Origin of the sequence: Phaeobacter sp. PT47_59 (genome assembly GCF_028890025.1) — a bacterium.
Classification (GTDB): domain Bacteria; phylum Pseudomonadota; class Alphaproteobacteria; order Rhodobacterales; family Rhodobacteraceae; genus Phycobacter.
Genome location: NZ_JARCJL010000046.1, coordinates 1 through 12,134, shown reverse-complemented (window position 1 = coordinate 12,134; position 12,134 = coordinate 1). Strand labels below are relative to the sequence as shown.

The following is a 12,134-nucleotide window of genomic DNA, read 5'->3' as shown; positions in this document are numbered from 1 at the left end:
GCCACGGCAGGACGCCGCGCTCGATGATGCGGATGATTTCGTTTGTGATGACCTCGGAGGCATCGAATTTGGGCGTGGGGGATCGGGCCATGGCTGGCCTCCTTTCGAATGTTTGTGAGAGGGAGTGGTGATCAGATTGACTGACGGGGCCGCGGATCGTTGACGATCCTCGCGCCGAGCCGCTCGACCGTGTCGATGTAGGTGGTCAGCGAGACGCACCTGCCGGCACCTGAAAGGTCAGGATCGACAGATCTGTCCCGCGCCACCCGCGGCAAGTTCGCGAATGCGATAACATCGGTGACGGGTCGGATATCGATGAACGGGGTCCCTCGTGCGACCGCAAGAGCGGCCAAGGGAAAGCGTTCGATCGGCGCGAAAGTCGACACTGTGGTCCAGCCGAGATGAAGGAACGTCCCACCCTCCCCGCAGATCACATGCGCGTTTGGCAATAATGCCGCCTGCCTGAGGTAGCCAAGATCGCGCAGGACGGTCTCGCGCTCGAGTTGCCGCGATAGCGCCGTCTGGCCAGTTCTGCGCAGCTCTCTATGCCGCCACCAGGAGGCGGCGGTTGTGCGGAGCACGCGCAAGACACCTGTTTCCATTAGAATGCCCTTCATTAGGAAAGACAGACCGGAATCCGGTCCGGACCCATCCGAGGGACCCCAAAGGCCCTCATCCGTCAGTCACAAAACCCGAAGGACACTTTTACTTTTCAGCAGCCAACTGGTCCGGGGTAACGGCCGAGGGTCCGACACCACCGCGGACCCCAGTGACGGCATGCAGTAAGTGGCGGTTTCGATCCAAGATCGGCAAGCCATATCGGCAACTCCGGCCCGACTGCTGCAGTCTTTCTCATATTATCAATAGCTTATCTGACGTTCTCGATCGGCAAAAGCGCTCCAACGGTGACCTCTCAGGCCCAAAGATCAGGATTTGCTTCGTTCAGAGCACTGCAGCGTTACGGATAAGCACGGGAAACGAAGGCGCAGCGCCTCCTGTCAGCTTGAATTTCAGCGATGTTGCCGCTATATACCGTCAGTATCACCGTAGGAGCATAGATCATGCACATCACGAACTTTGCTGAAGCTGGGCAATTCGAACCGCGCAAGATCGCCGCGGTGCTACGCACATCAGCAGAAGAGATCGCATTGACCGTCGGCTTGGGCAAAGACGCGTTGCAGAGGCGAGCCCGCATCGGTTCGGACAAGACGCAGCGCCGCCTGCGCGAATTGGTAGAGGTGCTGAACAAAGTTGAGCCCCGCTTCGGCTCGGAACTGATGGCCTATGCATGGTACCGGTCAGAGCCCCTGCCCGGCTTTGATGGCCGGACAGCCATGCAGCTGGTGCAGGAAGGCAAAGCTCAGCAAGTTCTGGAATACATCGATGCGGTCGATGCGGGCGTCTTTGCCTGATGCCGCTGAAAGATGGACGCTACACAGGGCCACTCTATCGCGCCCTGAACCCGGTCTATGCGCGTGAACCTCTGTCCGGACGAGGCGCTGAACTCTATGGAGGGCGCTTTAACGCCAAGGGCACCCCTGCCCTCTACACCTCGCTGGATCCCGCGACCGCTCTTAGAGAAGCCAACCAGGTAGGCAGCCTGCAACCCACGATCCTGGTGTCCTACAAAGCCGACCTTGGGCCTATTTTCGATACCCGCGATCAGGACAAGCTCGAACGGTATGGTGTGACCGAGGCGATGCTTGCCGACTCTGCATGGCGCATGAAGATGCTCGATGGCCAATTGGTACCGACACAGGAGCTAGCACGCGCCCTTATAGCAGATCGGTTTGCGGGGCTTCTGATCCAAAGCTTTGCGAAGGGTGCGTCATCAACGGACTTCAACATCGTCCTGTGGGCCTGGACTGCCAACAAGGGTTCTTTGGAAGTGGTGGATGACGAAAAGCGGCTGTCGCGCATGTGAGTTGTGAGACTTGGTGCCGGATCTGTCCACCGCGGTGGACATCGGCGGGTCGGAGGTACATGGATTGACTGTGTAGTATCGCCCTAGTGGAATTTGGCTCTGTCGCTTTGATGCATGTGGCGAGACCGCGCGTCTTTGGACTAGTTGATGGCCAGACGTCCACCGCGGTGGACACTAGGCGGTTTGCATAGCAGTTTTGGATAGACGCTTGATCAAAGCCACTGGATCAAACTGGTCTTGACGTTGGCCCAAGGTGATACTGTGAAAGTACGCTCCAAAATCCCTGATGCGTTGTCCAAGTTGTAGCATGATGAAGATCGCGCATGACGCTTTCTGAGCTCCTACTGCATTCTTGGCTTTCTCAAATGTTTCTGGGTGAATCCCCATCATGGGTGCAAGAGTTCGAGCATGGTTTTCAATGTCCAACCAGTCTCTAAGTCTCTCTGTGGAGAACGATGTCGCTTGATCGCAGACTGAGGTTAGCAAGTCTGGTTTCAGAGCTTCATTGCCTGTGTTGCTATCTAAATCTTTTTTTTCTTCTTCAGACATAGATTGGTGCCGGACAGTTTGTCCGTCATTGGCGGGCAACTCCACAGTTTCTGGTGGGTTATCTGGGGTATACAAAGTCTGGCATTCTTTGTCCGTGTCGGCGAGCAGCGCGTGGTATTCGGTAAGGCTCAGCTTCCTGCGTAGAGCTCTCCGTGCGTGGTTGATGAATGTGTTGCTGGGATCATGCTCTTCCAAATGGGCGAGCTTTGTCAGGATCTGTTTGCGGACAAATATCCGATCCCGCCGGTTATTTTCCATCTCATGTGCGATGGCGATAAGCTCGCTCGCACGTTGGAGGAGGGGGGTTAGAGACAGTCCATAGCTGATGCATTCCCCGCTGGATGAGCGAACGCGGTAGCGCTTTCTGTTCGAGCTGTCATTGCGTTTGATGAACCCGAGTTCGACGAAGCGGTTGATGTGCCTGCGGAGTGTCCGTTCGTCGATTCCGCCGACGCGCTGGCAAATCGAGTCGTTGGACGCGAAAACCGTTTCGCCATGGCCGGGCTTCAAGAAACTGAGCATGGCTTGAAGTGTTTGGATATGGCCAGGACGCAGACCGAATACGCTACGTGCATCTCTTAGTGCCCTGAAGATGGTCCAGATGTCGGTTTCAGCCGCAGAAATTGAGCCGCGTGATGCATCAGCATCAGCGGTTCTGATCGATAGTTTTGTAAATGCCATGGTTTCTTCACGACGACCGTTCGGCCCACAACTTCCCAGTCTCTTCCCGAGATTTCGCTCAGAAAAAGGCAATAAAAACCCGTCCACCGAATCGGTGACTCTTGACCGGTTTGCTGGAGGTTGCTACATCATGAGTGCTAATCGAATGATGAGGGCTCTCCAGGGGAAACTTTGGGGGGCTCTTTTCTTTCTGGTCTTCGCTTTTCTCCTCTGCTCGAGTTACTCTGTGTGGCTCGGGGCTTAGGACCCAGAGCCGCTCTCATTCCGCCACTGTTCGAAGAGCTTCAAAAGCGCTGCCTCCGCGCGCTCTTCGATCCATTGGCCGAATTCTGGGTTGTCCTTCTTGGTGATCTTGATAGCGATCGTTTTCTGGTCGACTGTCAGCGTTCCCACAGAGCTACCGTCCCCATCTTTGACAACGGACGTTAGGCTGCGGTTGGCTTGCTTCTTGTCGCTACGCGCCTTGTTCGAGCAAGCCGAGTAGACTGCCTGAAACTTATCCGCGCTTGGAGTGTCGTCGGGCAGGGCGGCGATCACCTCTTTGGCTGTGTTCACCAGATCTATCTTTTTCGACAAAGCGGCCAGGTCACCCCATTGCCGTCGTCCGATGCCATGTGCCGGCCCGATCAGCTGTACAAGCCCTTCTGGCAGTTGCTCTATGACGACGCGATGATTGGACACGCCCTGCCGTGTCAAGCCGAGAGCATCCTGAATGACGTTTGGCTTGTAACCTGATTCCTGCATCTCTTTGATAAAAAGAGATTTCTCAATGAAAGACGGGTCTAGTCGGAGGTTGTTCTCTTGGCCCTGTGCGATCAGAGATGCGTCGTCATCCAGGCTTCGAACGATCGCCTTGACCGTTCCGCCGACCATGCGGATCGCTGCGAGCCTGCGTCGTCCGTAGATGATACGGTATCTGTCCGGTTGCGCTGATGGACGGACCATAATTGGTACTTGTTGCCCATGCTTGCGAATGCTTTCGGCCAACTCATCAATACTGGAATCCTCCAGCACCAACCGATCGCGCAGACCATCCATGTCAATCTGATCGGGCTCGATGTCACGGATCGAATTCGCGGTAATCTCGCGCAAAGAGTCGCGCAATCCGCCAACAGATCCTGGCAGTTTTGCTGCTTTTGGCGGGGTAGGGGAGGGGGCCGCGCTCTCCTTCTCGTCCTTTGGAGGCTGATTGAAGATATTTCGGGCCATCAGCGACGCCCCCATGCCATTTGGATTGTCTGTTCCAACTCATCTCCAACGCCATTCACGCTGGTCAGAGCGCGATCAATCGTTTTTCTAATGAATTGGCTCGGATCAACTTCGTAGACGGTTTGCTGGGTCATACCGGCGTCCGAGATTGCTGTAGATTTCAGCATTGGCTCAGTCATGACCTGTCCGGCCAAGATCGATCTCAGGTAGCCCGCCATCTGGGTCTGAGGCCCGTCCGACGGCTCGTATCTCGTGATCAAGAACTTTACGAAGTCCCATGTAACGCGCCTGCCAATGGCTTCTTCGACAGCCTTTACCGTTTCCGAAGCAAGTTTCAGGAACTGGCTCATTGAAGCAATGTCGAGCATGCCAGGCACGACCGTTACTAGGAGTCCCGTCGAGGCTGCCAACGCCGTTAGGGTCAGAAAGCCAAGTTGAGGTGGGCAGTCGATCAGAACGATGTCGTAATTCGCCTCTACTTCCTCAAGCGCTAAGGCAAGACGCTCCGCAAATATGGGTTGCACCCGGCGGGCGAGGGCGTTTGCCGTCTCAGTTTCGTATTCCGAGAGCATCAGGCCCGCTGGGACCATATCGAGCTTATGGAAGTAGGTTTTTTGGATGACGGCTGAGAGCGGAACTTGTTCCTCATATCTCAGGGCATCATAGATTGTGCCGCCTTCGGCGAACTCGAGCTCTGGCCGAAAGCCGAAAAAGGTGGTCAAACTTGCCTGCGGATCGAGATCCAAGACCAACACTCGGTAACCTCGCAAAGCATACCGTTGTGCAAGATGGATCGTTGCTGTTGTTTTTGACGATCCGCCTTTGAAATTGACGACAGATATCACCTGGAGACGATCGCCTTCACGTCGACCGGGGCGGTAGCTTTCTGCGTTCTTTCCGGTGCGCCCCAGAATGTCGCGCAGCTTATCGATCTCTTGGGCTGTGTAGAACCGGTGTCCGCGGTTGTCTGTATGAACTTCCGGGAAGCTGCCGTCCTTGTGCCGGTTGCGCAGGTTAGATGTGCTAACGCGCAGGAGGCTGGCAACTTCGGTAGAACTGAATCGGCGCAGGGACTTTCGTTCTTCGGGCTCGAAAGCGATCTTCATCTGGCGATCCAAAGATTCAGCCAGATTGTCGGCAAATGCTCCGATGTCGGAAGAGCCTATGCCTTGCGCGTATCCAACGTTACGATCATCCATGTCCTGCCGCCCACTCTCGGCCTCTGTTGAGGCTCTTGGTCATTCTGACGGTGTACAGCGCGACTGACGCGTTTTACCGTCAGAATGGGAATGCCACGATCAAGTGAGTCCGGCAAGAAGAATCTAGATGTAGTGTGAAAGTTATCCACAGCACCAATACGTACAGTCACATCAAGATAACTGCAAGTTGTTGATTTTATGGTGATAAATCCAAAAGACCGTGCTTCAAGCCATTCATGGGGATTGTTTGGATGGTATTGGCTAAACCCATGCAACCAATGGCACAATTGACCTTCTGACGGTGTTTAGAGCGATAGATTCAGCTGTTTGAGCCTCTGCTAGTTACAGTTGGGAGTGAGCCGATTCTGATGAAATTAGGCCAAGCCGCTCCGCTCGTTCGAGCAACATTTTGACCGAAGACGGCTGCCAGCTGGCACGACCTCGAGGGGTCCGTTCGCGCATCGACTCTAGCCGATCGCAGATCGCCTGCAGCGTGATTTCGGGGTCCGCGCCTTTGATCGCTGCGACGATGGCCGGCAGGCGGTCATCGGTTTCGCGGCGTCCGGCGCGGCCAAGCACCTCGGCAGGAAGGAACCCGTCGCGCACATATGCCTTCACAGCGCGGAGCAGTCGGCCTTGTGTCCAATGGTGATCTGGGGGCAGGGGGGCATTGATAATTCGCAGCACGTCTTCCCAAGCCATATCGGGGCGCAGGCGGCGCACATGAGGCACCCAATCCTGCGCGGTCTCGTTCAGGCGTTCCATATAGCCGTCCTGCCGTGCCAGCCGCACCTTGCGCAGCGCGGCGGGATCCTTGGCGCGTAGCCCTGGGTTGCCGCCTACGCGCCCTTTGGCGCGCGCAGAGGCAAGCCCGGCCTTTGTGCGCTCGCGGATCAGAGCGCGTTCGAACTCAGCCGCAGCGCCCAGAACCTGCAACGTGAACTTGCCCTGGGGCGAGGCAGTGTCGATCGGGTCCTGGAGCGAGCGGAAGAACGCCCCCTTTCCCTCCAGTCTTTCGATCACCTCCAGCAAGTGCGACAGAGATCGCGCAAGCCGGTCGATCCGCACAACGACCAGCGTATCGCCGCTCTGGACGCGTTCGAGCACGCGTGCCAGCACCGGTCGCGCGCGATTGCCGCCCGAGGCGTGCTCTTCAAAGATCTCGGCGCATCCCGCAGACTGCAGGGCCTCAGACTGGGGCAGGGGGGTCTGATCCTCTGTGGAAACACGGGCGTAGCCTATCAGGGGCATGAAAACGGGCCGTTTGCAATTTTATGTATCATCAATAAACGACCGAATGACCGCGCGATCAGAGCCCCGCGGCCTTTGTCAGGTTCACGCGGAACCGATCGCGGCGGCGCTGGTAGCGCCGGGTCATCTCGGCCGAGACGTGGCCGAGTTGCTTCTGGACGTAGCGCTCGTCTACTTCGGCGGAGCTAGCGAGACCTGCGCGCAGGGAGTGGCCTGAGAAGAGAGCGAGGCGGTCTTTCTCGGGCAGCTCTGATCGGATGTCCGCGTCCAGCACGGTGCGTTTGATCAGGCGCGCCACATGTTTGTCGTTCAATCTCGTCTCCGTGGCACGCTTGCCGTCCCGCGAGGTCCCGACGAACACGGGACCGAAATCGATCTTCCCAAAGTGCAGCCACTGTTCCAGCGCATGCACCGGGCAGGTCTGATCGCTGGAGCCGCGCCCGATCTCCACTTCGCGCCATCCGGTTTTGGCGTTCAGTGTCAGTACTGCGCCGTCGTCGAGGATCTCGATCCAGCCGCCGCTGTCGGGCGTGTCGTCTTTGCCGAAGTCGAGGCTGACGATTTCCGAGCGTCTGAGACCACCGGCATACCCGATGAGAAGAATAGCCCGATCCCGCAACCCGCGTAGATCGAAGGGAAGGGTGGCGACCATGGCGAGGATGTCCTCCGGCAAGATTGCCTCTTTCTGCACCGGAGGGCGTGCATGCTTGCGTTTGATGCCCGCGAGCACGGTGGCGATGTGCCGGTCCTTGCGATCCAGCGTGAACCCGCGTTGCCCGTAGTTCCAAGCAAGCCCCGACAGACGACGGTCAATGGTCGAAACGGATAGGGCAGGGGCGCCGCTCGTCGGCGCCGCCAGGTCGGTCAGGTAGAGCCCGATCATCTCCGGCGACGGGGGAATAGGCTCTGTCCCCTTCAACCTGCACCATCGCGCAAAGTGCTTCCAGTCGGTGGCGTAAGCCTTGTTGGTGTTTTCGGCCGTCGAAGCTTTGGCGTAGTCTCGCGCAGTGTCGACCAGCCGGTCCAGTGTCCCGGAGCCTGCCACATGGGCGGGGAGGGCGATCGTGTCGCCGTCTGTAGGCATTCTCTCGTCGCGCTCATTGCCATTCTTCGTGTCATGGGACGCTGAGTGCGATTTCTCGGCATTTGCGGGCTTGTTTTTGGGCATTTTGCTCATGTTTCTGAGCATATCGCAGTAATGTCCGATAATGCAAACTTATTGGACATAGTTAAAGAGTGCAGGGTATGGCGCTTATGTCAAAAAACTTTAGTCAAAAGCGCCGCAATGACACGCGCAGGTGACTGTTTTCCCCAGCCGCTCCCTTTTGCTTCTCCGGGGCGGCGTTACAGGCTTGGAGCGAGCAGCCGGTTTTGGGGATTCAATATGTGATCCCTTACTCGATTTGTGTCACAAGACCCAATACTACTGCCTTAAATTAGAAAGATCATGATCGTGCGTTTATTAGGCTGATGGACAAAAAAACGTCGGATACCTCTCAGCGGGAGATGCGCAATGAACAGGCGCTATCTACCGATCATCTGTCAGACGACTTGGTGTCCCGTACAGCAAAAGGCGGGGTCATCGGAGCGGTGTCTCAGGGTATGCGCATGGTTGTCGGGATGGTAACCATGGCCATTCTTGCGCGTGTGTTGACACCCTATGATTTTGGCCTGGTTGCTTTGGCGACGATATCAACTGGCGCGATAGCGCTTTTTGCTGATCTTGGGCTTTCAATGGCCACTGTGCAAAAGCGCAGCCTTAGGCAAGAGACCGTAAGCACCCTCTTTTTTGTCACTCTGGGCGTTAGTGTCCTGGCGATGGCTGTTTTGGTTTTGCTGTCACCGTTTATCGCCTGGATATTTAATGAGCCATCGGTCGCACCGGTTATCATCGCCATCGCCATTCAGATTCCGATCATTGGGGCTTCGCGGCAGCATACTGCGTTGTTGCAGCGCGGCATGTACTGGACGAGCCTGGAGATGATCTCGCTTGCCTCTCAGGGGGTGGCGGCGGTCATTACGGTCTTTCTGGCGATCTGGAGCGATCTGGGCTATTGGGTTCTTGTGGTCCAAATCTGGGTTGCGGCGGGCATATCTCTGGCTCTGACCTGGCGGGTGTGTAAGTGGCGGCCAGATTTGATCTTTCGATGGTCGGCGGCCCGGGATTCAATCCATTTCGGCACTCATATCACCCTGTTTCAGTTTCTGAACTTCTTTCACCGGCAGTCGGATGATATGCTGATAGGGTGGCGCTGGGGGGCCAGCGATCTTGGGTTTTATAACCGGGCCTATGCGCTGTTGCTGGCTCCGATACAGCTTATTCAGGGGCCTGTGACCGCCGCTGTTATCCCGGGGTTGAGCAGGCTTCACGGAGATTCCGAGGCATGGTCTGGCCTTTATGTTTCGACGCTGAAGGTGGTTGTTACGGTTGCTGCCCCCTTGTCTTTCATGCTTATCCTTGCCGCGCCCGAGCTTATTCTGATCATGTTCGGGCCAGGGTGGGAACGCAGCATCGGTATCTTTCAGATCCTGTCGATCTGCATGATTGCACAGCCGGTCATGTCGTCGACGGGCTGGTTGTGGATTTCAGCGGACAAGACACGAAAAATGCTCAACTGGGCGCTGTGTTCCATTCCCGTCATGGTGCTGGCGATGGTTGTATGCCTGCCCTACGGGGCCGAAGGTGTCGCGGTTGGATATGCCCTGTCATTTCTTATTCTGACGCCGCTTTCGACGGCCTACGCAGCCTCGCATCTGCCGATCTCGTTTTGGCATGTTTACCGTAGCATTGGCCCCATTCTGGGCCTGGCCATTGTTGCATTTCTGCTTATCGCCTATGGGCCGATGATTTCGGGGGGAGCAGTGTTTCCCTCCGGGCTCTGGGGGATGGTCATAAAGCTCTTTGGATATCTTTTTCTCTATGTCGTGGGCATACTGTGTCTTGAACCGGCTATGCTTATTGGGCCAGGCCGGGCGGTTATTGCCAGACTGAAGAAAGATCATTGAAACGAATAGGGAATTTACATTGAACATTCTGCCCCTGAGCACCCTGCCGCACCGCGCGATCCAGGCTCTGAGACATGTCTTGGCACCGATGAAGGCGCATGTTCTGAGTGCGGTCTACCGGCTGGGATGGAATTCCGTTTCGGCGGCCCGGAATGCCCGCCGCCCTGTCCGCTGCCTGGAGATCGGCCCGGGGCCTGACCCCATACCGGGTTTTGAGGCTTTGAATATCGTCTGGACGCCCGGTGTCGATTACGTGTGCAACGCCAGCAAGAGGCTGCCCTTCGGTGACAATACCTTCGATACGCTCTACGCCAGCCATATTCTGGAGCATATTCCCTGGTACAAGGTTCCTGATGTCATTACGGAATGGTGTCGTATTCTCAAACCCGAAGGGTCTCTGGAGGTTTGGGTGCCCAATGGGCTGGAGATTGCACGGGCGTTTGTAGCGGCCGAGGATGGGCAGCCGAATGCGATTCACAAGGATGGTTGGTACAAGTTTAACCCCAACCAGGATCCCGCAGTGTGGGCCAATGGCCGGGTGTTTTCTTATGGGGATGGGCGGGGAACCCCGGGGCATTTCAATTGGCACTTGGCGCTTTTTTCGGAACGCTATTTGCAAGATATCCTGTCTGGCGCCGGATTTTCCCAGACGGGGATTTTGGACCGCTCTGCGGTCCGTGGCTATGATCACGGTTGGATCAACCTAGGTGTATACGGCAAGAAATAATGGAATTCAGAAGCCTCGCTGACTTGACACGTATCACGCGCACCGGTGCCGAGACACTGGGCGACGATTTCGACCTGATCGTCGGTGTTCCGCGCAGTGGAATGTTGCCAGCGACAATTATTGCCCTTCTGAAGAACAAACCTCTTCTGGATCTGCCCTCATTCCTGCGGGGGGATATTCCGGAAAATGGTTTGACCCGGATCTTGGATGGCGGCCAGCGACAGGCGATCGAAGATTTTCAGAACATCCTGGTTGTGGAAGACAGCTTATCTAGCGGTCGCAGTCTGCAATCTGTCCGGAGTCGGATCAATGCGGCCCGCCCCGATGCGCGTGTGACATACCTTGCGGTTATCGCTGCTCCGGAAACCCGGCACCTGGCCGACCTGAATTTTGATCTTTGTGAACATCCCAGGTTTTTCGAGTGGAATTTGATGAATGGCCAGATGTGTGACAGGGCGCTTTTCGATCTGGATGGCGTTTTTTGTCGGGATCCCAGTCAGGTGGAAAACGACGATGGAGAAGCTTACCGGGCATTCATCCAAACCGTTGCAGTAACTCATAGGCCCCGGCAACCTATTCGCGGTATTGTGACGTCACGCTTGGACATGTACCGGCCTGAAACAGAAGCCTGGCTGTCTGCACAAGGCATTAGGTGTGAGCGGCTTGAGATGATGACCGGGGTCACCGCTCAGGAAAGGCGGGAGAAGAGGCTGCATGCGCCGTTCAAGGCCAGGCTCTATGCCCGCGACCCTGGGGCCGAGCTCTTCGTTGAAAGCGATCCGGGACAGTCACTGGAGATTGCGCGCCTGAGCGGCAAACCCGTTTTGGATTTCAGTTCAATGATCCTGATTCAGCCGGACGCGGGCAGTTTGGCCTATGCGCGACAGATACTGGCTTGTGGTGCGCGCCGTCAGAGGCGAACAATGGGCGGGCTGCTGTCGCGGCTTAGGAGCTTCATACCTTTCGCGCGATGAACAGCTTCTCTCCCCGCAACAAGCCATGGCGCTGCACATGGGGCTCCTCGGCCGTGTATTCCGCCAGGCTGAAGCCGGCTTCGGTCACGCGGGTGCGAAAATCGGCCCCGTAGTACCTGACATGATCCGCCTGCCCGAAATGCTGAGCGCGTTCTGTGTCTTCGACAATGGCGGGGTTTTCATAGGTGTGCGCCCAACCTTCGATGATTGGCACCATCAGCAGCAGAGAGCCGCCCGGGCGTAATATCCTATGCAACTCGCTCAGGGCCTTGTGGTCATCCACATGTTCAAGCACGTGAAAGCAGATGGCCACATCAATTGAGGTTGCTGGCAAACTGATCTCTTCGATGTTGATTTGAAGAGGCGCAAGCGCCGGATCCAGATCACAGGCTAGGTAGCCGCCGCACAAAGGTTTCAGTAGCCCTGCTGTCACTGTACCCTCATTAATCAGAATTGCCTTTAAAATTATCGTTTGTTTTCAGCGGCACGATGTACCCTTAATTTTCATATTGTACCGTTAATTGCCATACTGTACCCTGTCAACGGCGGAGTAAAATTCGGCCATTGTGGCGGAGCAAAAGTCGGCCAGTTTGGGGCGAGCGCCTTGGAGCGTG

At 56.4% G+C, this 12,134-nt stretch carries 12 protein-coding genes; 5 read left to right on the top strand and 7 right to left on the bottom strand.

Annotated elements, in window-relative coordinates:
* Positions 1-131 precede the first annotated feature (131 nt).
* Complete coding sequence (locus tag PXK01_RS21470) at positions 132-617, bottom strand: hypothetical protein (protein ID WP_043754136.1); 486 nt, start codon at positions 615-617, stop codon at positions 132-134.
* A gap of 444 nt (positions 618-1,061) precedes the next feature.
* Here PXK01_RS21470 and PXK01_RS21465 point away from each other — a divergent pair, with 444 nt between their 5' ends.
* The gene (locus tag PXK01_RS21465) at positions 1,062-1,412 is read left to right on the top strand and encodes an MbcA/ParS/Xre antitoxin family protein (protein WP_027264271.1); all 351 of its coding nucleotides are present in this window, start codon (positions 1,062-1,064) and stop codon (positions 1,410-1,412) included.
* Positions 1,412-1,924 carry an RES family NAD+ phosphorylase gene (locus tag PXK01_RS21460; protein ID WP_043754138.1) on the top strand — a complete coding sequence of 171 codons (513 nt, stop codon included), beginning with the start codon at positions 1,412-1,414 and terminating at the stop codon, positions 1,922-1,924. The genes PXK01_RS21465 and PXK01_RS21460 overlap by 1 nt, the downstream gene beginning before the upstream one ends.
* A 174-nt stretch (positions 1,925-2,098) precedes the next feature.
* Here the strand turns inward: PXK01_RS21460 and repC are convergent, their stop codons facing one another.
* The 5 genes from repC to PXK01_RS21435 form a co-directional block, all read right to left on the bottom strand.
* Positions 2,099-3,154, bottom strand: coding sequence for a plasmid replication protein RepC (gene repC / locus PXK01_RS21455; protein WP_085870099.1), 1,056 nt, complete (start codon positions 3,152-3,154; stop codon positions 2,099-2,101).
* A 240-nt stretch (positions 3,155-3,394) separates the two neighbouring features.
* A complete protein-coding gene (gene repB / locus PXK01_RS21450; protein WP_223229246.1) occupies positions 3,395-4,363 on the bottom strand; it encodes a plasmid partitioning protein RepB in 969 nt (322 codons plus the stop codon).
* On the bottom strand, positions 4,363-5,562 hold the full coding sequence (gene repA / locus PXK01_RS21445; protein WP_043754158.1) for a plasmid partitioning protein RepA: 1,200 nt from the start codon (positions 5,560-5,562) through the stop codon (positions 4,363-4,365). Before repA ends, repB begins: the two co-directional genes overlap by 1 nt.
* 342 nt (positions 5,563-5,904) lie before the next feature.
* Positions 5,905-6,813 carry a recombinase family protein gene (locus PXK01_RS21440; RefSeq protein ID WP_043754160.1) on the bottom strand — a complete coding sequence of 303 codons (909 nt, stop codon included), beginning with the start codon at positions 6,811-6,813 and terminating at the stop codon, positions 5,905-5,907.
* Positions 6,814-6,871: 58 nt separating this feature from the next.
* The gene (locus tag PXK01_RS21435) at positions 6,872-7,990 is read right to left on the bottom strand and encodes a tyrosine-type recombinase/integrase (RefSeq protein ID WP_394436576.1); all 1,119 of its coding nucleotides are present in this window, start codon (positions 7,988-7,990) and stop codon (positions 6,872-6,874) included.
* A 293-nt stretch (positions 7,991-8,283) separates the two neighbouring features.
* Between PXK01_RS21435 and PXK01_RS21430 the strand changes: the two genes are divergently transcribed.
* The 3 genes from PXK01_RS21430 (at position 8,284) to PXK01_RS21420 (ending at position 11,520) form a co-directional block, all read left to right on the top strand.
* Positions 8,284-9,819: a lipopolysaccharide biosynthesis protein gene (locus PXK01_RS21430; protein WP_342456207.1), complete on the top strand. Its 1,536-nt coding sequence runs from the start codon at positions 8,284-8,286 to the stop codon at positions 9,817-9,819.
* Positions 9,820-9,907: 88 nt separating this feature from the next.
* Positions 9,908-10,546 carry a class I SAM-dependent methyltransferase gene (locus PXK01_RS21425; protein WP_274861676.1) on the top strand — a complete coding sequence of 213 codons (639 nt, stop codon included), beginning with the start codon at positions 9,908-9,910 and terminating at the stop codon, positions 10,544-10,546.
* 23 nt (positions 10,547-10,569) lie between these two features.
* Positions 10,570-11,520, top strand: coding sequence for a phosphoribosyltransferase (locus PXK01_RS21420; protein WP_274861674.1), 951 nt, complete (start codon positions 10,570-10,572; stop codon positions 11,518-11,520).
* On the opposite strand, the gene PXK01_RS21415 is transcribed toward PXK01_RS21420, so the two are convergent.
* Positions 11,501-11,953, bottom strand: a complete 453-nt coding sequence (locus tag PXK01_RS21415; protein ID WP_274861672.1) for a methyltransferase domain-containing protein — start codon at positions 11,951-11,953, stop codon at positions 11,501-11,503. The genes PXK01_RS21420 and PXK01_RS21415 overlap by 20 nt on opposite strands.
* Positions 11,954-12,134: the final 181 nt, after the last annotated feature.

Excerpts from the sequence above, each read along its gene's own strand:
- PXK01_RS21470 (WP_043754136.1), bottom strand. The coding sequence starts at position 617 with ATGAAGGGCATTCTAATGGAAACAGGTGTCTTGCGCGTGCTCCGCACA.
- PXK01_RS21465 (WP_027264271.1), top strand. The coding sequence starts at position 1,062 with ATGCACATCACGAACTTTGCTGAAGCTGGGCAATTCGAACCGCGCAAG.
- PXK01_RS21460 (WP_043754138.1), top strand. The coding sequence starts at position 1,412 with ATGCCGCTGAAAGATGGACGCTACACAGGGCCACTCTATCGCGCCCTG.
- repC (WP_085870099.1), bottom strand. The coding sequence starts at position 3,154 with ATGGCATTTACAAAACTATCGATCAGAACCGCTGATGCTGATGCATCA.
- repB (WP_223229246.1), bottom strand. The coding sequence starts at position 4,363 with ATGGCCCGAAATATCTTCAATCAGCCTCCAAAGGACGAGAAGGAGAGC.
- repA (WP_043754158.1), bottom strand. The coding sequence starts at position 5,562 with ATGGATGATCGTAACGTTGGATACGCGCAAGGCATAGGCTCTTCCGAC.
- PXK01_RS21440 (WP_043754160.1), bottom strand. The coding sequence starts at position 6,813 with ATGCCCCTGATAGGCTACGCCCGTGTTTCCACAGAGGATCAGACCCCC.
- PXK01_RS21435 (WP_394436576.1), bottom strand. The coding sequence starts at position 7,990 with ATGAGCAAAATGCCCAAAAACAAGCCCGCAAATGCCGAGAAATCGCAC.
- PXK01_RS21430 (WP_342456207.1), top strand. The coding sequence starts at position 8,284 with ATGGACAAAAAAACGTCGGATACCTCTCAGCGGGAGATGCGCAATGAA.
- PXK01_RS21425 (WP_274861676.1), top strand. The coding sequence starts at position 9,908 with ATGAAGGCGCATGTTCTGAGTGCGGTCTACCGGCTGGGATGGAATTCC.